Annotated in this window: 17 protein-coding genes; 9 read left to right on the plus strand and 8 right to left on the minus strand. The window is 68.2% G+C overall.

Annotated elements, in window-relative coordinates:
• Positions 1-77: 77 nt before the first annotated feature.
• The 3 genes from guaB to guaA all read left to right on the plus strand — a co-directional run bounded on the left by guaB (position 78) and on the right by guaA (position 4539).
• Positions 78-1598: an IMP dehydrogenase gene (guaB, locus tag ACQCVD_RS09585; RefSeq protein WP_426823525.1), complete on the plus strand. Its 1521-nt coding sequence runs from the start codon at positions 78-80 to the stop codon at positions 1596-1598.
• A 122-nt stretch (positions 1599-1720) separates the two neighbouring features.
• Positions 1721-2869 carry a GuaB3 family IMP dehydrogenase-related protein gene (locus ACQCVD_RS09590; RefSeq protein WP_426823527.1) on the plus strand — a complete coding sequence of 383 codons (1149 nt, stop codon included), beginning with the start codon at positions 1721-1723 and terminating at the stop codon, positions 2867-2869.
• 113 nt (positions 2870-2982) lie between these two features.
• Entirely contained in the window at positions 2983-4539 is a 1557-nt protein-coding gene (guaA, locus tag ACQCVD_RS09595; RefSeq protein WP_426823529.1) for a glutamine-hydrolyzing GMP synthase, read from the plus strand.
• Positions 4540-4703: 164 nt separating this feature from the next.
• On the opposite strand, the gene ACQCVD_RS09600 is transcribed toward guaA, so the two are convergent.
• The gene (locus ACQCVD_RS09600; protein ID WP_426823530.1) at positions 4704-5768 is read right to left on the minus strand and encodes a PspC domain-containing protein; all 1065 of its coding nucleotides are present in this window, start codon (positions 5766-5768) and stop codon (positions 4704-4706) included.
• Between the two features lie 114 nt (positions 5769-5882).
• Between ACQCVD_RS09600 and ACQCVD_RS09605 the strand changes: the two genes are divergently transcribed.
• Positions 5883-7058, plus strand: coding sequence for a PspC domain-containing protein (locus ACQCVD_RS09605; protein ID WP_426823532.1), 1176 nt, complete (start codon positions 5883-5885; stop codon positions 7056-7058).
• A 14-nt stretch (positions 7059-7072) separates the two neighbouring features.
• On the plus strand, positions 7073-7717 hold the full coding sequence (locus tag ACQCVD_RS09610) for a LuxR C-terminal-related transcriptional regulator (protein ID WP_426823534.1): 645 nt from the start codon (positions 7073-7075) through the stop codon (positions 7715-7717).
• A 399-nt stretch (positions 7718-8116) separates the two neighbouring features.
• On the opposite strand, the gene ACQCVD_RS09615 is transcribed toward ACQCVD_RS09610, so the two are convergent.
• Positions 8117-9466, minus strand: a complete 1350-nt coding sequence (locus ACQCVD_RS09615; protein ID WP_426823592.1) for an NtaA/DmoA family FMN-dependent monooxygenase — start codon at positions 9464-9466, stop codon at positions 8117-8119.
• An 18-nt stretch (positions 9467-9484) separates the two neighbouring features.
• Positions 9485-9907, minus strand: a complete 423-nt coding sequence (locus tag ACQCVD_RS09620) for a hypothetical protein (protein ID WP_426823535.1) — start codon at positions 9905-9907, stop codon at positions 9485-9487.
• 44 nt (positions 9908-9951) lie between these two features.
• Here ACQCVD_RS09620 and ACQCVD_RS09625 point away from each other — a divergent pair, with 44 nt between their 5' ends.
• Both ACQCVD_RS09625 and ACQCVD_RS09630 read left to right on the plus strand, forming a co-directional pair.
• Positions 9952-10650 (plus strand): hypothetical protein, encoded by a 699-nt coding sequence (locus tag ACQCVD_RS09625; protein WP_426823536.1) that lies wholly within the window; start codon positions 9952-9954, stop codon positions 10648-10650.
• Between the two features lie 4 nt (positions 10651-10654).
• The gene (locus ACQCVD_RS09630) at positions 10655-12163 is read left to right on the plus strand and encodes a Y-family DNA polymerase (RefSeq protein WP_426823537.1); all 1509 of its coding nucleotides are present in this window, start codon (positions 10655-10657) and stop codon (positions 12161-12163) included.
• Positions 12164-12175: 12 nt separating this feature from the next.
• Here the strand turns inward: ACQCVD_RS09630 and ACQCVD_RS09635 are convergent, their stop codons facing one another.
• Positions 12176-12802: an AMIN-like domain-containing (lipo)protein gene (locus ACQCVD_RS09635; RefSeq protein WP_426823539.1), complete on the minus strand. Its 627-nt coding sequence runs from the start codon at positions 12800-12802 to the stop codon at positions 12176-12178.
• 108 nt (positions 12803-12910) lie between these two features.
• Between ACQCVD_RS09635 and ACQCVD_RS09640 the strand changes: the two genes are divergently transcribed.
• Complete coding sequence (locus ACQCVD_RS09640) at positions 12911-13768, plus strand: sucrase ferredoxin (RefSeq protein WP_426823540.1); 858 nt, start codon at positions 12911-12913, stop codon at positions 13766-13768.
• On the opposite strand, the gene ACQCVD_RS09645 is transcribed toward ACQCVD_RS09640, so the two are convergent.
• The 4 genes from ACQCVD_RS09645 to ACQCVD_RS09660 all read right to left on the minus strand — a co-directional run bounded on the left by ACQCVD_RS09645 (position 13755) and on the right by ACQCVD_RS09660 (position 17007).
• Entirely contained in the window at positions 13755-14432 is a 678-nt protein-coding gene (locus ACQCVD_RS09645) for a methionine ABC transporter permease (RefSeq protein WP_426823541.1), read from the minus strand. The genes ACQCVD_RS09640 and ACQCVD_RS09645 overlap by 14 nt on opposite strands.
• Positions 14429-15487: a methionine ABC transporter ATP-binding protein gene (locus ACQCVD_RS09650; protein WP_426823543.1), complete on the minus strand. Its 1059-nt coding sequence runs from the start codon at positions 15485-15487 to the stop codon at positions 14429-14431. Before ACQCVD_RS09650 ends, ACQCVD_RS09645 begins: the two co-directional genes overlap by 4 nt.
• A 120-nt stretch (positions 15488-15607) precedes the next feature.
• Entirely contained in the window at positions 15608-16489 is an 882-nt protein-coding gene (locus ACQCVD_RS09655; protein ID WP_426823544.1) for a MetQ/NlpA family ABC transporter substrate-binding protein, read from the minus strand.
• Between the two features lie 143 nt (positions 16490-16632).
• Positions 16633-17007, minus strand: a complete 375-nt coding sequence (locus ACQCVD_RS09660; RefSeq protein ID WP_426823546.1) for a hypothetical protein — start codon at positions 17005-17007, stop codon at positions 16633-16635.
• Positions 17008-17113: 106 nt separating this feature from the next.
• Between ACQCVD_RS09660 and ACQCVD_RS09665 the strand changes: the two genes are divergently transcribed.
• Positions 17114-20233, plus strand: a complete 3120-nt coding sequence (locus tag ACQCVD_RS09665; RefSeq protein ID WP_426823548.1) for an error-prone DNA polymerase — start codon at positions 17114-17116, stop codon at positions 20231-20233.
• Positions 20234-20274: the final 41 nt, after the last annotated feature.

Consider the following 20274-nt stretch of genomic DNA (forward strand, 5'->3'; position numbering starts at 1 on the left):
CCAGGCTGGGTCTTTTGGCCGCCACGCATTAAAGTGTTGGACACCGCGGAAGTCATTTATGTGTAGGAGGAGTCAGCATGACAGATCAGCGAGTGTCCACCGGTGGCGATGATCCGAACAAGGTGGCCCTCGTTGGCCTGACCTTCGACGACGTTCTGCTGCTGCCGGCGGAGTCGAACATCGTTCCCAGTGAGGTGGACACCTCCACCCAGCTGACCCGTAACCTCAAGCTGGGAGTGCCGGTGATGTCGGCGGCCATGGACACCGTCACCGAGGCCCGCATGGCCATCGCCATGGCCCGCCAGGGCGGCGTCGGCGTGCTGCACCGCAATCTCTCGGCGGAGGAGCAGGCGGAACAGGTCGAGATCGTCAAGCGCTCGGAGTCGGGCATGGTCACCGACCCGGTGACCTCCACCCCGGACATGACCATCGGCGAGGTGGACGCGCTGTGCGCCCGATTCCGTATCTCCGGCCTGCCGGTGGTGGACAACGACGGCAAGCTGCTGGGCATCTGCACCAACCGTGACATGCGCTTCGAGCGCGACATGAACCGCAGGGTCACCGAGGTCATGACCCCGATGCCGCTGGTCGTCGCCAACGAGGGCGTCACCAAGCCCGAGGCTCTGGAACTGCTGAGCGCCAACAAGGTGGAGAAGCTGCCGATCGTGGACAACGACGGCAAGCTCGTCGGTCTCATCACCGTCAAGGATTTCGTCAAGTCCGAGCAGCACCCCAACGCCTCCAAGGACGCCTCGGGCCGTCTCCTGGTCGCCGCGGGTATCGGTACCGGACCGGACTCCTGGGACCGCGCCGGGCAGCTCGTCGAGGCCGGGGTGGACGTGCTCGTCGTGGACTCCGCCCACGCCCACAACAACCGGGTGCTGGAGATGGTCTCCCAGGTGAAGAAGGAGTTCGGGGACCGCATCGACGTCGTCGGTGGCAACCTGGCCACCCGCAGTGCCGCCGAGGCCATGATCGCTGCCGGCGCCGACGCCATCAAGGTGGGCATCGGTCCGGGCTCGATCTGCACCACCCGCGTGGTCGCCGGTGTCGGCGCCCCGCAGATCACCTCCATCATGGAGGCTGCGGTGCCTGCTCGGAAGGCCGGAATTCCGATCATCGCCGACGGTGGCATGCAGTTCTCCGGTGACATCGCGAAAGCCCTGGCCGCCGGCGCCTCCACCGTGATGCTCGGCTCCATGCTCGCCGGCACCGCCGAGTCCCCGGGTGAGATCGTCGTGGAGAACGGCCAGCAGTTCAAGCGCTACCGCGGCATGGGCTCCATGGGGGCGATGCAGGGCCGTGGCCTGTCCGGGGAGAAGCGTTCCTACTCCAAGGACCGCTACTTCCAGGCGGACGTCCGCAGCGAGGACAAGCTTGTGCCCGAGGGCATCGAGGGGCGCGTGCCGTTCCGCGGCAGCATCGAGGCGATCACCCACCAGCTGGTCGGTGGCCTGCGGGCCGCGATGGGCTACACCGGGTCCGCCACCATCGCCGAGCTGCAGACCAAGCAGTTCGTCCAGATCACCAGCGCGGGTCTGAAGGAATCCCACCCGCACCACATCCAGCAGACCGTCGAGGCGCCGAACTACCGGTAGTTCGCCCCAGCTGTCCGCTGACGCCGGCCCCGGAAAACTCCGGGGTCGGCGTTGTGTGGTTTCCGCCTCAGGTAAGGTTCTGTGTCTGGACACCGGAAACCGTTGAAGGAGACCAAACGCTCATGCGTGACTACGTCGAGATCGGTATCGGGCGGGAAGCCCGTCGCACCTACAACCTGTCGGACATCGCCATCATCCCGTCGCGGCGCACGCGTTCCTCCCAGGACGTCGACACCACCTGGCACATCGACGCCTACACCTTCGACATTCCGGTGATGGCACATCCGACGGACGCACTGGCCAGCCCCGAGTTCTGCATCGAGATGGGACGGCAGGGCGGCCTGGCCGTGATCAACGCGGAGGGCCTGTGGGGACGGCACGAGGATCTCGACGCCGCGTTGGGCCGGGTCATCGCGGCCGCCGAGGAGGGCACCCCGCTGGACGCCATCAGCACCACCGCCACCGCGGTGCTGCAGGAGCTGCACTCCGCCCCGGTCAATGACGAACTGCTGGCCGGCCGCATCAAGGAGGTCCGCGATTCCGGTGCCACCGTCGCCGTGCGGGTGTCTCCCCAGCGGGCCCGCGAGTTCGCCCCGAAGGTCATCGCGGCCGGCGCCGAGCTGCTGATCATCCAGGGCACCATGATCTCCGCCGAGCACGTGACCAGTGGGGGAGAGCCGCTGAACCTCAAGGAGTTCATCGGTTCCCTCGACGTCCCCGTCATTGCCGGCGGCGTGGCCGACTACACCACCGCCCTGCACCTGATGCGCACCGGCGCGGCCGGCGTGATCGTCGGCGGCGGCACCAACACCAACGCCTTCGCCCTCGGCATCGAGACCCAGATGGCCACCGCCATCGCCGACGTGGCCGCGGCCCGCCGCGAGTACCTGGATGAGACCGGCGGCCGCTACGTGCACATCATCGCCGACGGCGAGATCGAGACCTCCGGGGACGTGGCCAAGGCGATCGCCTGCGGTGCCGACGCCGTGGTGCTCGGCGAGGTCCTGTCCCAGTCCGAGGAGGCCGCCGGCCGCGGCTACTACTGGCCGTCCGTCGCCGCGCACCCGCGGTTCCCGCGCGGTTTCGTCGCCGAGTCCCCGGGACTGCTGCTGGACGGGGAGAACCGTCCGAGCCTGGAGACGGTGCTCAACGGCCCTTCGCGGGAGCCCTACGGCTACCAGAACATCGTCGGCGGCCTGCGCCGGGCGATGGCCAAGTGCGGCTACACCGACCTGAAGAGCTTTCAGAAGGTGGGCCTCTCCGTCAGCTGACCGTCCGGAACAACCGCACCGTCGTTCCACTCCGGGGTCGGTCAAACGGGTGCCGCACGGCGGACGAGTGGCCGAGGACGAAGTTGCGGGGACTGTCCGGTAGAATCTCTGGCGTGACCCAGCAGAATCCTTCCCCCGTCCTCGTCGTCGACTTCGGCGCCCAGTACGCCCAGCTCATCGCCCGACGCGTGCGCGAGGCTCACCTCTACTCCGAGGTGATCCCCCACACCGCCACGGTTGAGGAGATCAAGGCGAAGAACCCCGCCGCCCTGGTGCTCTCCGGCGGCCCGTCCTCGGTGTACGCCGACGACGCCCCCAAGCTCGACCCGGCGATCCTGGAACTGGGACTGCCGGTCTTCGGCATCTGCTACGGCTTCCAGGCCATGACCGAGGCGCTCGGCGGCACCGTTGCCGCCACCGGCAAGCGGGAGTACGGCCGTACGGACATCGACATCGCCGGTGGTCTGCTGCACCAGGGGCTGGAGCAGACCCACAAGGTCTGGATGAGCCACAGCGACTCCGTGTCGGAGGCCCCGGCGGGCTTCGACGTGACGGCCTCCACCGCCACCACCCCGGTGGCCGCCTTCGAGAACGCCGGGAAGAAGATGGCCGGCGTCCAGTACCACCCGGAGGTGCTGCACTCCCCGTACGGCCAGCAGGTGCTCACCCGCTTCCTCACCCAGGTGGCCGGGTTGGAGCCCACCTGGACCCCGTCCAATATCGCGGAGACCCTGATCGAGCAGGTCCGGGAGCAGGTCGGCGAGAACGGCCGTGCCATCTGTGCCCTGTCCGGTGGAGTGGACTCCGCCGTGGCGGCCGCTCTGGTGCAGCGCGCCATCGGGGACCGTCTGACCTGTGTCTTCGTCGATCACGGCCTGTTGCGTGCCGGGGAGCGCGAGCAGGTCCAGACCGATTTCGCCGCCGCGATCGGCGCCAAGCTCATCACCGTCGACGAGCGTAAGGCGTTCCTTGACAAGCTGGCCGGTGTCACCGAGCCGGAGGCCAAGCGCAAGGCCATCGGCGCGGAGTTCATCCGTTCCTTCGAACGCGCCGTCGCCCAGGCGATGGAGGGCCAGGACGTTGAGTTCCTGGTCCAGGGCACCCTCTACCCGGACGTCGTCGAGTCCGGCGGCGGTTCAGGCACGGCCACGATCAAGAGCCACCACAACGTCGGCGGTCTGCCCGACGACGTCGAGTTCCAGCTCGTCGAGCCGCTGGACCTGCTGTTCAAGGATGAGGTCCGCGCCGTCGGCCGTGAGCTCGGTCTGCCGGAGATCATCGTCAACCGTCAGCCGTTCCCGGGGCCGGGACTGGGCATCCGCATCATCGGCGAGGTCACCGAGGAGCGGCTGGAAACTCTGCGGGCGGCCGACCAGATCGCCCGCGAGGAACTGACCGCCGCCGGCCTGGACAGCCAGATCTGGCAGTGCCCGGTCGTGCTCCTGGCTGACGTCCGCTCCGTCGGCGTGCAGGGCGACGGCCGCACCTACGGCCATCCGATCGTGCTGCGGCCGGTCGCCTCCGAGGACGCGATGACCGCGGACTGGGTGCGCGTGCCTTATGAGGCTCTGGAGAAGATCTCCACCCGCATCACCAATGAGGTCCCCGACGTCAACCGCGTCGTGCTGGACGTGACCTCCAAGCCGCCGGCAACCATCGAGTGGGAGTAACCCCCTCCCCCGCTGAGGAATGACGGGGCCCGCCACCGCAGCAACCGCGGCGGCGGGCCCCTTTTCCCGGAGAAGACCAGGCGGGTAATTCAGCGCCTGAAATTCACGGTTGAAATTCGAGGATCCTGGAATTCCCGGCGTGGAATTCTACTGCTCGGAGAAAGCTACTCCGTGTTCACGATGGTCTCGCCGATCCCGGACTCGATCCGCAGGACCAGTGGGGCGCCCGGAGCGTCCTCGTTGTAGCTGCCGGTGGTGCAGTTGCTGTCCCCGAGTCCTGATTCGCAGGTCAGCTCAACCGGAACCGCCTCCGGCAGCCAGACCTCAAGCTGACCCACCCCGCCTTCGACGGTGACCACCTCTTCGGCATTCAGCTGCTCGAGTCCCCTCAGATCCACCGTGGTTTCCCCGATGTTGCCGTGGTAGGTGTCCTGCAGCTGATCGGCGGTGACAGGGGAAAAGGAGGTGTCCCCGACGGCGCCGCCGTCGTACTGGTAGTCAATGTTGCTCACCGCGAAGATCGCCGCCACCCCCAGCGCGCCGACGGCCACGATGGAACCGAAGCCGAGGGCGACCCAGGGCCAGACCCGTGCCTTGCGCTTCGGCGGTTGCGCCGGCGCAGGCTTGGGAAGGTCCCAGGCGAAGGGGGCGGTGCCCAGTGGATCCCAGGCGGGGGGAGTGGTCCGGCCCCGGGGGTAGTTATAGCCTTCCGCCGGGGTGATCCCGGACAGGTCCGGTGTGGGCTGGGACTGGTGGGGATACATCGGCTGGGTCATCTGCTGCTCCTGGGTCGGGGTGATCAGACCGGCGGGCGGAACCGGTTCCTTGCGGTGCAGGCCCCACCAGCCCAGGGCCGTGAGTCCCAGTGCGACCAGGGTGGTGGAGCCGAAGAACTCGTTCAGACCCGCGCCGAACACGCCGGAGAAGATGATGAAGAAGATCAGCAGCCACCAGCCCTGGCGGCGTTCCTTCCGGTACTCCGGTTTGAACAGTGCCTGGACCGGGGCGACCGGCACGCCATAACGCGGCATGATCAACCAGGCCGCGATGTAGGCGGCCACGCCACCACCGAACAGCGCCAGAACCACAAAGGAGATGCGCACGAGCGTCGGGTCGATCTGGTAGCGCACGGCGATGCCCTCGCAGACGCCGGCGACATGTCCGTGACCGCCCTGTTCGGACGGGATGCGGGGTGGGCGGGTCTCCCACATCTGGGTGAGGGTGTTCATGACCTAGATTCTGCTCGGCGCCCCGGCCCGGCACCATCGGGGGTCACCCTGATTTTCCCCGCTCGGGGACTTCCCCGATGTGTCGGCCCGGCGCCTCATGGAACAATCACATCCATGAGTACCCAGCCACCGGTGCCCTACGGGCAGCAACGACCGGCCTACTATCCGCGGTTCACCCGCCCCACACAGGGGCGGGTCGTCGGCGGGGTGGCGGCCGGGCTGGCACGGCACCTCAGGCTGGATGTCACCCTGGTGCGCATCGCGCTGATCATTGCGGCGCTGCTGACCGGGCTGGGCCTGGTCTTCTACGCGCTGCTGTGGATCGCGTCGAAGCCGGACAAGACCGTCGACGAGCAGGCCCCGCAGCTGTCCCGGCCGGTCTACCTGCTGCTGGTGCTGCTCACCCTGGTCGGCGCAACGCTCTCGGTCTCGTTGGTCACCGGTTTCGGCGGCAGCACCCTGATTCCACTGGCCGTGGCGGCCGTCGGCGCCCTGGTGGCCTGGCAGGCCTATGACCGGGGTTTCAGCTCCGGGCGCAGCATGTTGGCGATCAGCTTCGGCGGCGTGCTGGTGATGGCCGGCATCATCGTGGTGGTGTTCAACTGGGAGGGCAGCGGCGGCTTCGGCACGGCCCTGTTCGCCGTGCTGCTCACCTTGGCCGGGGTGGCCGCCCTGGGCGTGCCGCTGGGCCTGCGACTGTGGGACTCGCTGGTGGAGGAACGGGCAGAGAAGGCCGCCGCCGCCGAGCGCGCAGACATCGCCTCGCATCTGCATGACTCCGTGCTGCAGACCCTGGCGCTGATCCAGAAGCGTGCCGACGATCCCGGTGAGGTCACCCGCCTCGCCCGCGGGCAGGAGCGGGAGTTACGCCAGTGGCTGTTCGACGCCCCGGAAAAATTCAGTTCCACCATCTTCGCAGCCGTGGAACTGGCCTGCGGTGAGGTGGAGGATCTCTTCGGCATCCGGATCGCACCGGTGACGGTGGGCACGGACCGGGAACTGGACGAGGACAACCAGGCCGCGGTGCTGGCCGCCCGGGAGGCCATGGTCAACGTGGCCAAGCACGCCGGGGTGGATTCCGCCGACGTCTACGCCGAGATCCTCGCCGGAGAGCTGGCCATCTTCGTCCGGGACCGCGGCGTCGGCTTCGACCCCGAGCAGATCCCGGCAGACCGCCACGGCATCCGCGACTCCATCCGCCAGCGGGTGGACCGGGCCGGCGGTGGCGTGCGGATCAGATCCGCGCCGGGGGAGGGCAGCGAGGTGTCCATCACGATGCCGCTTTCCTGACTATCCTCTAAGGCATGGTGAAGGTGTTTCTGGTTGATGACCACTCTGTGTTCCGCTCCGGGGCCCGCGCGGAGCTCGACGGTCTGGTCGACATCGTCGGTGACGCCGGCACTGTGGCCGAGGCCATCGCAGGAATCAACCGGACCTGCCCCGACGTCGTGCTCCTGGACGTGCACATGCCCGATGGCGGCGGGTTGGCGGTGCTCCGTGGCGTGGACGCGGACACCACCTTCCTGGCCTTGAGCGTCTCCGACGCCGCCGAGGACGTGATCTCCGTGATCCGCGCGGGGGCCCGCGGATACGTCACCAAGTCCATCTCCGGTAGGGAGCTGGCGGAGGCCATCGACCAGGTCAACAGCGGCGACGCCTACTTCTCTCCACGGCTGGCCGGCTTCGTGCTGGACGCCTTCGCGGGTGGGGAGGTGGCCGAGGAATCCGCGGCCGGCCCGGAACATGATCCGGTAGTCGACGCCCTGACCCGCCGCGAACTGGAGGTGCTGCGCCTGCTGGCACGGGGTTACACCTACCGCGAGATCGGCAAGGAGCTGTTCATCTCCGTCAAGACGGTGGAAACCCACGCCTCGAATATCCTGCGCAAGACGCAGCAGTCCAACCGGCATGCCCTGACCCGGTGGGCGCACTCTCGGGATCTGGACTAGAACCGTTGAAAAAGAGCGGTCCCCGCACGGACCCCACCAACTACGTGGGGGATTTTTCCACCACAACCCCCAGGTTCCAGCCTTGCTGGTACCCATGCGCTGCGGCAGCGGCATCGGCAAAATGTGAGCCTTCGCCCGTTCTTTAGAAGCTCATTCTGGTGGACGTTTCGTTAAACCATATTCGTCGAGAACGAATACGGTGTCAGCCACAAGCCTGACCGCCCCTTACATAAGGGATTGCTGGCCGAGCAAGCGTCCCACCTCCGTGTGGGTGACGCACCCCGAACCGCGTAGGGCTTTCTTAAATTACGCGCGATGGCCTGGCGGGATCGTTGTTCTACTCCTCGGCGTCGGTCTGACGTGCGTGCTACTGACAGTTCTCCCTGAAACGTAGCGCGGTCAACCCCGCCGGAAGCTCGCCGCCGGGTGCGTGTCGGGCAGCAGATCGGCCCCGGTGAGCTGGCTACGCAGGGTGCCCGTGCCCTCCTGTAGCAGCCCCCGACGCCGCAGCACCGGGGTCACGTGCTCCGCGAAGGCCGTCAGATCCGGGCCCCGCAGGGCGTGATCAATGTTGAAGCCGTCCACGCCGGACTCCATCATCCACCGCTCCAGCTCATCCGCCACGGTTTCCCCGGAACCGACGACAACCGGCCCCCGGCCACCGATGGTCATGTGGGCGGCCAGATCCCGGATGGTCCAGGCGCGGTCCGGATCCATGGCGGTGAAGGACTGCAGGGCGGAACGGTTTCCCTCGATGTGGACCTCCTCCAACACGTCATCGGGGCCGTAGGTGGACAGGTCCAGGCCGGTCCAGCCGGCGAACAGTGCCAGGGCGGCGTCCTCGTCCACATAGCGGAGATAGGACTCGTAGCGCTGTCGGGCGGCGGCATCGGTCTCGGCGGCGATGACCGTGACCGAGGTGATCGTTCGCATCTCCGAGGGGGCGCGGTCCTCTTCGGCCAGACGGCCGCGGGCGGCGTCGACCAGCGGGCGGACGTTGTCCGGGGTGGTGCCGGCGAAGAAGAGCGCCTCGGCGTGTTTGGCGGCGAAGGCGATGCCCCGCGGGGAGGAACCGGCCTGGAAGAGGAAGGGGACGCGCTGCGGGCCGGGGAGGGTGACCGCGGGCCCAGGGACGTCGAACCACTGTCCGCGGTGGTTGATCGGACGCACCCGGTCGGGGTCCAGGTAGGTGTTGGTGGCGGCGTCGATGCGCAGGGCGTCGGGTGCGATGGAGCCCTCCCAGAGGCCGTAGACCACGTCCATGTACTCGTCGGCACGGTCATAGCGCTGGTCGTGGGGGAGCAGGCCGCCGCCGATGTTGCGCAGCGCGGACTCCTGGTAGCCGGTGACGATGTTCCAGGCGATGCGGCCGCCGGTCAGGTGATCCAACGTGGCGAATTTCCGGGCCAGCAGGAAGGGGGACTCCCAGGAGACGTTCGCTGTCACGCCGAAACCGAGGCGCGTCGTGGCGCGGGCCAGGGCGGAGATGAGCAGCAGGGGATCGAGCAGCGGGTACTGCATGCCCGCGCGGATGGCGGTGCGGCCGGAGCCCTCGTAGACGTCGTAGACACCGGCGACATCGGCGAAGAAGACCGTGTCAAAACCGGCTTCCTCCAGCAGCTTCGCGTGCGCGACCCAGAAGTCCAAGTCCCGGTACTGCTCCGGGGCAGCCGCGGGATGACGCCACAGGCCGGAGGTCTGGTGGGTGGGAACGAGCATGTCGAGGGCGGAGAGAATCATGCCCTGTATGTTCCCACGGCAAAGACCTCAGAGGAAAGCTAGGGCCCGGCTGCCGTCCACGTGTGGGAACACCCAGTACATCCAGGCGAAGATCACCAGCCAGACGACCGCGGTGCCCCACATCGGGAGGGGGCCGAGGGCAGGTACGAGCATCAGTGCCAGCCACACCAGGAACAGGGGGATCACCTGACTCAGCCGCGGCTTGTACTCCACATTGCGCTTCTCCAGATAAGCGCGGATCTCCCGGCGGTAGGGGTGACTGAAGGTCAGCAGGAAGGCGGCCCCGATGGCCAGCACCATGACCGCGACCTGAATGCCACGGGACAGATCCACCGACAGCACGGCCACGCCCACGCCGAGTAGCGCGGAGGCGCCGAACCTCACGACCTGGGGTGTGGGGATCGGCGTGATGTGTGAGCGCATGTTGCTGTAGGCGTCCATGCCGTTCACGTTAGCAGTTGACGGTTCCGCTCCAGGTGGGCGATACTGGAACCGTGACTAGGACAGGTGTTCGAAAGGCGGCTGGGGTCCCTGACCTTCAGGGTTTGAGCCGGGAGGCGCGCATCTCGGCGCTCCGGGCCCGCATGAACGCCCTGGAGACCCCGGGTGGGGAGGCCCCGGCAGAAGACGTCGGGGTGGTCGCCGTGGGCGAGGAACTGGCGGGGATCCTGCCCGGCGGGGGCCTGGTCCGGCGGCGGCACACCCACTTGGCGGACTGCCCGGCGCTGGTCGTCGAACTCATCGCGCACTGTAGCGCCCGGGGCGGACACGTGGCGGTGGTCGGCTGGCCGGAACTGTCCTACGCCGGGGTGGTGGACTCCGGCGGCAAGCTGGGCAACATCATCGCCGTGCCCGACCCCGGCCCGGAGCCGCTGAACATCTCCGCAGTGCTGGTGGAGGGGCTGGACCTGGTGATCCACCGCTTTCCCGGCCGGCTGGAGCTGAGTCCTGGCCGGGCCCGGCCGCTGCTGGCGAAGCTGCGTTCCGGCACGGCCGCGCTGGTGCTCATCGGCGCGGAGGTCGCCTCCCCGGCAGCGGACATCGACGCCAGGGTCAGCACCTACCGTGGGCTCGGCACCGGCACGGGCCGGATCAACGGGGTGGACATTGACGTCGCCGTCACCGCCAAAGGACACCGGCCGGCCCGCACGCGGCTGACACTGGGGGAGAAACCCCGGCTGCGGGCGGTGTGAGTGGGTGCGGGTCATGGCTCTCTGGTTCCCGGACTGGCCGGTCCGGGCGGCGCTGCTGGGAGGAGGTGTGCGCCCGCCCCTGGCGGTCAGCGCGAACCACCGGATCCGCGTGTGTGACACCCTCGCCCGTGCCGCCGGGGTGCGCCGCGGCATGCGGGTGCGGCAGGCGCGGGCCGTCTGTCCGGATCTGGAGGTGCTGGCGGATGACCCCGACCGTGACAGCCGCATGTTCGAATCCATCGCCGGCGGCCTGGACGATGTCGCCTCCGCCGTCGAGGTGCTGCGTCCCGGGCTCGTGGTGGTGGATGCCCTGGCTGCCGGCCGCTACCACGGTGGGGAAGGCAGAGCCGCGGAGCTGCTGATCGACGCCGCCTCGCGCCGGGGAGTGGATTGCCTGGCGGGCATTGCCGATGACATCAATACCGCTCTGATTGCAGCCCGCGTCGGCGCGGTGGTACCGACTGGTGGCAGTGCGCAGTTCCTACGGCGCCGGCCCGTGGAGCTGCTCGTGGCCGAGACCGCCCTGGGCTGTGAGCCGGGGGTGGTGGACTCCCTGATTCAGTTGGGGATACGGACCCTCGGCGAATTGGCGGACCTGCCCTCGACCGCGGTGGGCACGCGTTTCGGGCGGGCCGGGCAGCACTGCCACCGGATCGCCGCCGGCGTGCCCGACCGCCGGGTGGCCCCGAAGCTGCCCGGGGCGGACCTGGCGGTGGCGATCACCCCGGAGGAACCCGTCGAGCGCGTCGATGCCGCGGCCTTCGTCGCCCGTTCCCTGGCAGCGAAGCTGCATCAGGGGTTGCAGGAGGCGGGGTTGGTCTGCCTACGAATGAAGGTCGTGGCGGAGCTGACCGACGGACGACGGCTGGAACGGACCTGGCGGACCCGGGAGGCGTTGAACGAACAGGCCACCGCGGACCGGGTGCGCTGGCAACTGGATGGTTGGTTGACCGCCGGCGGGGCCGGCACGATCACCACCCTGTTGCTGGAGCCGGTGGAGGTCTCCGCCCCGGAGATCCTCGGGGAGCTGTGGCGCAGCGGCGCCGACACCGACCAGGCGAGACGGGTGATCTCCCGGGTGCAGTCCACTCTCGGGGTGGACGCCGTGATTCAACCCCGGTTGCAGGGCGGCCGCGGGGTGGGGGAGCGCATCTCCTTCGTCCCCTATGGCGACGCCCCCGGTCAGCCGGACACCGGCACCTGGCCGGGGAAGATCCTCGGGCCACTCCCGGCCCGGTTGGGGCCGGACACCCCGGTGCAGCTGGAGGATGGCCGGGGTGGGCTGGTGCTGGTGACCGCGGAGGCGCTGCTCAACGTCGCGCCCGCGGTACTGCGCGGGGCCGGGGTGGGTAACTACCGGGTACTCGGTTGGGCCGGGCCCTGGCCGGTGGACACCCCCGACCAGCGTTGCGCACGGTTGCAGGTGATGGGACAGAAGGCCGGGGATGACACACCCCGCGCCTGGCTGCTGGTCTGGCGGGACCGCTGTTGGCGGGTGGAGGCGGAGTACTGAGGTGCTAGCTGTCTAGCGCTGCACGATGTCGATGACCACGCGCTTCGGATCCTCGAGCACCTGCACGGAGTAGGGCAACTGCTCGCGCAGGCCGATCACGAACTGGGAGCGGCCCTCAAAGGTTCCGGTGCTGATCACCTCGGTCACCTTGCCCGTGCCCTCGACGGTGCCCAGCTGCGGATCCTCGATGCCCAGATCGAAGGGGTAGACGGTACCGTCCAGATTGACGTTCATCGCGACGGTGCCGTTGAAGTCCACCGAGTGTCCGGAGCCCTGCTGGGTGGGGTTGGTGGTGTAGTCGATGAACCAGCCCGGATCGCCTTCCCCGGCCAGGTCGAGGACCACACGGTCAAAACCCTGGTGGCTGCCCACGCGCACATCGGTGACCACCAGCTGGGAGGGGGCCGCCGGACGCAGTGTCTTCATGGAGGTGTCCGCATCACCTAAGGCGGTGACCCCGGCGTTGGGCGACATACCGGCGGCGTCGTCTCCCGTGGTGGAGGCGGAGAGGGTCTCCGTGGCGGTCAGTGTGCCCGGTCCGGACCCCCCGTTGGCGCCGCAGGCGGCAAGGCCGAGGGTGGCCACGGCAGCCAGACCCACGGCGATGCGACGACACGGAGAGCCGAAAAACACAGTCATGCACAACACCGTAACCTGCGGGCCCGGAAGCGGCGAAGCCAGCATGGTGATCTGACACAATTGTTTGCTAATCGTTGCAAAACCGTGTCGCTGGCTAAACTCGTCGGTATGACAGATCAGGCACGATGCTCAGATATCCAGGTTGAACCGCTTCCCGGAACGGCGAAGCAGGAACGCGTCTATGTCATCCTCGAACATGTCGGCGGCTGGAGCCGGGACGTGCTCGACGGCGGTACCTTCGGCGCGGAATTGACCGCCGAACTCAAGGCCCACCTCAAGGGCCGGGCCGGCCTGCAGCTCATCCGCCGCCCCGGTCGCGCCGGACGGGCGGAAGGGCCACGGCGCCTGTACCTGGTCTTCGCGGACGAGGGGGTCGCCGAACAGCTCGTCGTGGCCGGGCCGGAGGCGATCCTGCAGCTCGACCTCGGTGGACCGGGCCGCAACGGCGCCGAACCTGTCGGCCATCCGCTGGTGCTGGTCTGCACCCACGGTAAGCGGGATGTGTGCTGCGCCCTCAAGGGCCGGCCGCTGGCCGCGGAGCTGGTGGAACGGTACCCGGGGGAGGTGGTCTGGGAGACCTCCCACACCAAGGGCCACCGCTTCGCGCCTTCACTGTTGCTGATGCCCTGGGGTTACTCCTTCGGACGCCTCAACCCCTCGGCCGCCACCGCGCTTGTCGACGCCGCTCTGGCCGGCGAGTACTTCCTGCCCGGCAACCGGGGCCGCGGCCTGTACGGTCCGGTCGGACAGGTCGCCGAGCTCGCCGTGGCGACGTCGCTGACGGAGGCCGGTGAGACGCTGCGCTTCGGCGATTTGGCCGCGGACGGTGACGTCGTGACGCATACCGACGGCCGGCGCTGGACCGTGGCCATGAAAAAGCAGGAGGTGACCGGGGTGGTCTCCTCCTGCGGGGACGCCCCGAAGACCGGGACGAGCTGGGTGGCGGAACAGATCAGCGCCGCATGATCTTCTTCGACAGCCAGTTGCCCAGCAGCTGGGCGATCTGGACAATGATGACGATCGCGATGACGGCGACGTAAGTGACCTCATAGTCGAAGGCGCGGTAGCCGTAGACGATGGCGAAGTCACCGATACCGCCGCCGCCGATGTAGCCGGCCATGGCGGACATGTCGATGACGGCGATGAAGATGAAGGTGTAACCCAGGATCAACGGACCGAGGGCCTCCGGAATGATCACGGTGCTGATGATCCGCCAGGGGCCGGCACCCATGGCCCGGGCGGCCTCGATCACCCCGGGGTTGATGGCGACGAGGTTCTGCTCGACGATGCGGGCCACCGTGAAGGTGGCGGCGATGCACATGATGAAGGTCGCCGCCTCCCGGCCGATCGTGGTCCCCACCACCGAGAGCGTCAAGGGGGTGAACATCGCGATCAGGATGATGAACGGGATGGGGCGGATGAAGTTCACCAGAACGTTGACCACCCAGTACAACGGTTTATTACGCAGAATGCCGGCGTCCCGGGTGGTGTAGAGCAGGATTCCCAGCAGCAGGCCGAGGATGCCGCCGACGACCATGGTCACCGACACCATGACGAGGGTGTCGATGATCGACTGGACGAAGGTGGGGCCGAGCCGGTCCCAGTCGGCGGCGAGGGTGGTGACGGTCATCGGGTGATCTCCTGGATGTCGGTGGTCTGGGAGAGGGTCGCGCGGAAGTTCTCGATGGCCTGGTGCGGCCCATTGAGGCGCACGGTCATCTTGCCGAAGGACTGCTGCTGCAGGGTGGTCACGCCACCGTGCACGATGTTTATCGACGCCCCGGCCTCCCGCAGGACCGCGGCGGCGGCGAAGAAGCCCGACTCCTCGGTCAGGTCGACGGTGAACAGCCGACCGTCGTGGGCGAGCAGATCACCCGCCTCGACCTGGTCGGGGGTGTTGCGCAGGGCGGTGGCCACGAAGCGCTGCGCCACCGGGGTCTGCGGGTGGGAGAAGACGTCGTAGATGCTGCCGTACTCGACGACCTGCCCGGCCTCCATCACGGCGACCTTGTCCGCGATGGAGCGCACGACCTCCATCTCGTGGGTGATCACGATGATGGTGATGCCGAACTCCCGGTTGACGCGGCGGAGCAGCTCCAGAACCTCCTGGGTGGTCTCCGGGTCGAGCGCCGAGGTGGCCTCGTCGGCCAGCAGCAGGGAGGGGTTCGTCGCCAGGGCGCGGGCGATACCCACGCGCTGTTTCTGCCCGCCGGAGAGCTGCTCCGGGTAGCTGCGGCCCCGCTCACCCAGGCCGACGAATTCGAGGAGCTCAGCGACCCGCGCCTTGCGCTCTGTCTTCGGCATGCCCGCCAGCTTGAGCGGGTACTCGATATTGCCGGCGGCGGTGCGGGAGGAGAAGAGATTGAACTGCTGGAAGATCATGCCGATGCCGGAACGGATCTTGCGCAGTTTTCCTTCGGACATGCCGACGACGTCGGTGCCGTCGAGCAGTAGTTCGCCCGAGGTGGGCACGTCCAGGCCGTTGACCATGCGGACCAGGGTGGATTTACCGGCCCCGGAGTATCCGATGACGCCGAGGATCTCGCCGGGTTCGACGGTCAGGGTGACGCCGTTGAGCGCCGTCGTCTCGGTTTTTCCGGTGGTGAAGACCTTGGTGAGGTCACGGAACTCGACTCGGGTTCCTCTGGTTCCGTGCTGCGGTGATGCTGTCACTGTGGGGACCATTCGATTCAGGTGGGCGGGCGGGTGCAGGACGCACAGGCGCGGCGGCTGCGCGATTGCGACGCAGACAATGTTAAACCCCGCCGCGGGAAAGCGACGGGGTGGCACCTGTGTGACGGGTGACTAGCCCTGGTCGCGCTCGGCTTCCTCCAGGCGGTTGAGGATCTCGGCGAGCTCCTCCTGGGTGCGTTCGACCTCGATGGCGGTGTCCTGGGAGTCCTCGGCGACGGCCGCCATGACCTCCTCGGAGTGCCAGAGCTCGACGAGCTTGTTCAGCCGCGGGTCATCCGCGTCCTCGGCGCGGGTGGCGAAGACGTTGATGTAGGGCTCCGCCTGCTCGGAGTTCGGGTCGTCCTTGAAGACCGCCGACTCGGGGTCGATGCCGGCGCGGTCCAGCCAGGAGTTGTTGATGATCGCCGGGCGGCCCTCGCCGTAGACGGCCGGGGTCTGGGCGGCGTCGACCGGGGTGACGGAGACCTGCGAGGCCTCCTCGTCGATGTCGGCCGGGGTTGGAGTGATCAGGCCCTCCTCGCGCAGGGTGACCAGGTCCGCCTGGACCAGCACGTTGATGGCGCGGCCCTGGTTGGAGGGATCGTTGGGGATGGCGACTTCCTCGCCCTCGATGCCGTCGAGGGAGTCGTGGCCCTGCCAGAACAGGTCCAGCGGGTAGATCTCGGTGGCGCCGATGGCCACGAGGTCATCCCCGGCGCCGACGTTGTACTCGGCGAGGAACTTCAGGTGCTGGAACTTGTTGATGTCGATCTGATTCTGGGACAACGCCTGGTTCGGGGTGTTGTAGTCGGAGAAGTTCTCGATCTCCAGCTCGATGCCCTCCTCGGCGGCGATGTCCTCGAACACGGTCCAGGCCTGCTGGGAGGCGTCGGTGGTGCCGATGCGGATCGGGCCCTCGCCGTTTTCTCCCTCGGAGTCGGCGGAGCAGGCGACAAGAGCGGTGGCGACGAGCAGGGTGGCGGCGCCCCCACCGAAGATGCGACGGAGTTTCATGGTGCTGTGATCCTTTGCTGGGAAACTACTCAGTGCTGTTGAAGGATCACGCTAGCACGCGACATACCGCTTGGTCTAGTTGCTGTGAACTGCACTGATCGGGGCTGATCAGTGGCCGGCCTGCATCGCCCCGGCCGCTGCGGTCACTCGCAGGGCAGCATGTCGCCGAGGATCTCCGCCGGGGCGCCGTCCGCCCAGGCCTGGGGCAGGTGGAAGCAGGGGTAACCGCTGAGGGGGGAAGTGCCGTGTTTCTCGTATCCGGCCCAGCGGCCGTTCTCCCAGTGGGCGAACACCACCCAGTCCGTCTGCCCCTTGCCGCCGTGCAGCCACTGGCCGTCACAGTGGAGGACGGTGTCCAGCTCTGGGTCGACGTCGCGGGCGAGGGCTTCTGCGGTGCACTCGCCGGAGTCCGGGGGTGGGGGTTCGGGTGCCGTCGGGGCGGCGTCGGCGCCGCCGGAGACGAGTGCTCCCAGCGTCAGGAGGGTGGTGCTCAGGATGGACGTGAGGTGGCGGTTCATGGGCTGAGCGTAACCCGCCCGGGTGTCACCCGTGCTCGAAGTTATGAAATGTTCCCCCTTCTGCAATATTAGAACACCTGTTCTCATCCGGGTTATTCTGGGCACCATGAGATTCCATGGCGGCGCGCCACTGAGTTGGTCCCGGCTGGAGCGGATTCTCTCCGGCCATACCGGGCCGGAGCCCGTGCCCGCCGAGTACCTGGAGCAGACCCGCACACCGCGGCGTCATGAAGCGGCGGTACCGTTCGCGGAGCTGCACGCGACCTCCAGCTACAGTTTCCTGGCCGGGGCCTCCGAACCGGAGGCGATGGTCGCACGCGCCGTGGAACTCGGTCTTGCGGCCCTGGCCCTGGTGGACCGCGACGGCTTCTACGGCGCGATCAAATTCGCCGAGGCCGCCGCGCAAGTTGACCTGCCCACCGTTTTCGGTGCCGAGCTGGGCCTGCCCGGCCGCCCACTCACCGTCCTCTGCCGGGATCCGGAAGGGTACCGACGGCTCTCGCGCGTGATCGCCGACGCCCACATGGCTGGTGGGAAGAAGGGCGTGCTGCGTTACCCGCCCCTGGAGCTGATCGCCGCGGAGGCCGGCGGGCACTGGCTCGTGCTCGCCGACCACGCCTGGACCGCCGGTATCGCTGAACTGGTGGAGTTGTTCGGGGCAGCCCACGTGGTGCGGGAATATGACGTGACGATGGTGCCCGAGGACGCGGACCACCACCGGAAACTGGACGACTGGAACAACCTGCGTGCCATCGTCTCCGCGCGCCCGGCCGCCGCCACGCGTCACGATGCCCCGCTCGCCCGCGCGAAGCAGTCCCTCGCCCGCCGGGAGTCCATGAGCCAGACCGAGCCCGAACTGCACCCGATGGGAACCGGATGGCTGCGTTCCGGCGCACAGATCACCGCCATGCTGCCCGGCAGGCCCGAGCTGCTGGCGGAAACCGTGGCGATCGCCCGGGAGTGCGCCTTCACCCTGGACCTGGTGGCCCCCAACCTGCCCACCTGGGACACCCCGGCCGGCCACACCGAGATGAGTTGGCTGCGCCACCTGGTCACCGAACGCATGGCCCTCCGCTATGCCAGCCGACCCACGGCGGTCCGGGAGCAGGCGGGGAAACAGATCGAACACGAACTGGACGTGATCGAGCAGCTGGACTTTCCCGGCTACTTCCTCATAGTCACGGATCTGGTGGACTTCTGCCACGACGCCGACATCCTCTGCCAGGGGCGGGGATCGGCCGCCAACTCCACGGTGTGCTTCACCCTCGGCATCACCAATGCTGAACCGATCGCCGCCGGCCTGCTCTTCGAGCGGTTTCTCTCGCCCGACCGGGAGGGCCCGCCCGACATCGACATCGACATCGAGTCCGGCCGCCGGGAGGAGGTCATCCAGTACGTCTACGACAAGTACGGCCGTGACAATGCCGCGCAGGTGGCCAACGTGATCACCTACCGTCGAAAAGGCGCGGTCCGCGACGCCGCCCGCGCGCTCGGGCACCCGCCGGGCAGCGCCGACGCCTGGTCGAAGGGCACCGCCGAACCACCTGCCCAGGTGCTCGAGCTGGCGGAGCGTTTCCGGGGTCAGCCACGGCACCTGGGCATCCACTCCGGCGGCATGGTCATCTGCGACCGTCCGATCGCCGATGTGGTGCCCACCGAGTGGGCCCGGCGGGAGAACCGTTCCGTGGTGCAGTGGGACAAGGACGACTGCGCCTCAGCCGGCCTGGTGAAATTCGACCTGCTGGGCCTGGGCATGCTCGAGGCCCTGCACCACATGATCGACCTGGTGGCCCAGACCACCGGGGACCGCATCGAACTCTGGGAACTCGACCTGACCGAACCGGAGGTCTACGCGATGCTCGCACGGGCTGACGCCGTGGGCGTGTTCCAGGTCGAGTCCCGGGCCCAGCTGTCCACCCTGCCCCGCCTGCAGCCCCGCAACTTCCATGACCTGGTGGTGGAGGTGGCGCTCATCCGCCCCGGCCCCATCCAGGGCGGCTCGGTGCACCCCTATCTCCGGCGGCGCAGCGGGGAGGAACCGGTCAGCTACGAGCACCCCGTGCTGGAGAAATCCCTGGCCAAGACGCTCGGCGTGCCGCTGTTCCAGGAACAGCTGATGCAGATCGCAGTGGATGCCGCCGGCTTCTCCGGTGCAGAGGCGGACAACCTGCGCCGGGCGATGGGGGCCAAACGCTCGCCCGCGAAGATGGCGGCGCTGCGCTCCCGCTTCTTCACCGGCCTGGCCGAGACCAACGGTATCGAGGGGGAAGTGGCGGAGACCCTGTGGAACAAGGTCGTGGCGTTCGCCGCCTACGGCTTCCCGGAGTCGCATTCCCAGTCCTTCGCCTCCCTGGTCTACTTCTCCGCCTGGTTCAAGCACCATCATCCGGCCGAGTTCTACGTGGGTCTGCTGCGCGCCCAACCGATGGGCTTCTACTCGCCGCAGTCGCTGATCCAGGACGCCCGCCGCCACGGCGTGGAGATTCACCCGGTCACCGTCAACGATTCCGGGGTGGAGGCCGACTGTGAGGACGGCGGCATCCGGCTCGGCCTGAACCTGGTCCAGGGACTGGGGGCGGATGCCGCGACCCGGGTGGCACGGCGCGCCCCCTTCGGCTCGATCCCGGATCTGGCGCGCCGGGCCGGGCTGAGCGTGCCCCAGGTGGAGGCCCTGGCGCGGGCCGGGGCCCTGGACTGCCTGGGGGTGGACCGCCGGCAGGCGCTGTGGCAGGCGGGGGTGGCGGCCACCGAAAAGCCCGGCATGCTGCCCGGGATGTCCGCGGTCGAGGCTCCCGCGCTGCCGGGGATGTCCGCCTTTGAGCTCATGGCCGCTGACATCGCCAGCACCGGCGTGACACATCAGGTCCAGCCGATGGAGCTGCTGCGGGGCAGCCTGAACGCGGCGGGTATCGTGCCCGCCGGGCACCTGCTCCAGGTGGAGGACGGATCACGTATCCGCATTGCCGGGGTGGTCACGCACCGACAGCGACCGCAGACGGCGTCGGGTGTGACGTTCCTGGGACTGGAGGATGAGACCGGGCTGATCAACGTGATGGTCTCGCCCGGACTCTGGCAACGCCACCGGGTGTTGGTGCGTACCTCGAAGGCCCTGGTCATCCGGGGTATCATCCAGAACACCACCGGGGCAGCCAGTCTGGTGGCGGACAAGATCGAGCCGCTGGCGATCGGGGAGTGGCTCAGTAGGGGATCCCGGGACTTCCGGTGACTGAGGACGTCAGCCATACTTTCAGGGAAACCTCACATTCC

The sequence above is a fragment of the Corynebacterium halotolerans genome, from assembly GCF_050107895.1.
In the GTDB taxonomy this organism is placed as follows: Bacteria; Actinomycetota; Actinomycetes; order Mycobacteriales; family Mycobacteriaceae; genus Corynebacterium; species Corynebacterium halotolerans_B.

Coding starts and splice junctions, on each gene's coding strand:
- guaB (WP_426823525.1), top strand. CDS start 78: ATGACAGATCAGCGAGTGTCCACCGGTGGCGATGATCCGAACAAGGTG.
- ACQCVD_RS09605 (WP_426823532.1), top strand. CDS start 5,883: ATGAGTACCCAGCCACCGGTGCCCTACGGGCAGCAACGACCGGCCTAC.
- ACQCVD_RS09640 (WP_426823540.1), top strand. CDS start 12,911: ATGACAGATCAGGCACGATGCTCAGATATCCAGGTTGAACCGCTTCCC.
- ACQCVD_RS09665 (WP_426823548.1), top strand. CDS start 17,114: ATGAGATTCCATGGCGGCGCGCCACTGAGTTGGTCCCGGCTGGAGCGG.
- ACQCVD_RS09650 (WP_426823543.1), bottom strand. CDS start 15,487: ATGGTCCCCACAGTGACAGCATCACCGCAGCACGGAACCAGAGGAACC.
- ACQCVD_RS09645 (WP_426823541.1), bottom strand. CDS start 14,432: ATGACCGTCACCACCCTCGCCGCCGACTGGGACCGGCTCGGCCCCACC.
- ACQCVD_RS09610 (WP_426823534.1), top strand. CDS start 7,073: ATGGTGAAGGTGTTTCTGGTTGATGACCACTCTGTGTTCCGCTCCGGG.
- ACQCVD_RS09635 (WP_426823539.1), bottom strand. CDS start 12,802: ATGACTGTGTTTTTCGGCTCTCCGTGTCGTCGCATCGCCGTGGGTCTG.
- ACQCVD_RS09660 (WP_426823546.1), bottom strand. CDS start 17,007: ATGAACCGCCACCTCACGTCCATCCTGAGCACCACCCTCCTGACGCTG.
- ACQCVD_RS09590 (WP_426823527.1), top strand. CDS start 1,721: ATGCGTGACTACGTCGAGATCGGTATCGGGCGGGAAGCCCGTCGCACC.
- ACQCVD_RS09600 (WP_426823530.1), bottom strand. CDS start 5,768: ATGAACACCCTCACCCAGATGTGGGAGACCCGCCCACCCCGCATCCCG.
- ACQCVD_RS09655 (WP_426823544.1), bottom strand. CDS start 16,489: ATGAAACTCCGTCGCATCTTCGGTGGGGGCGCCGCCACCCTGCTCGTC.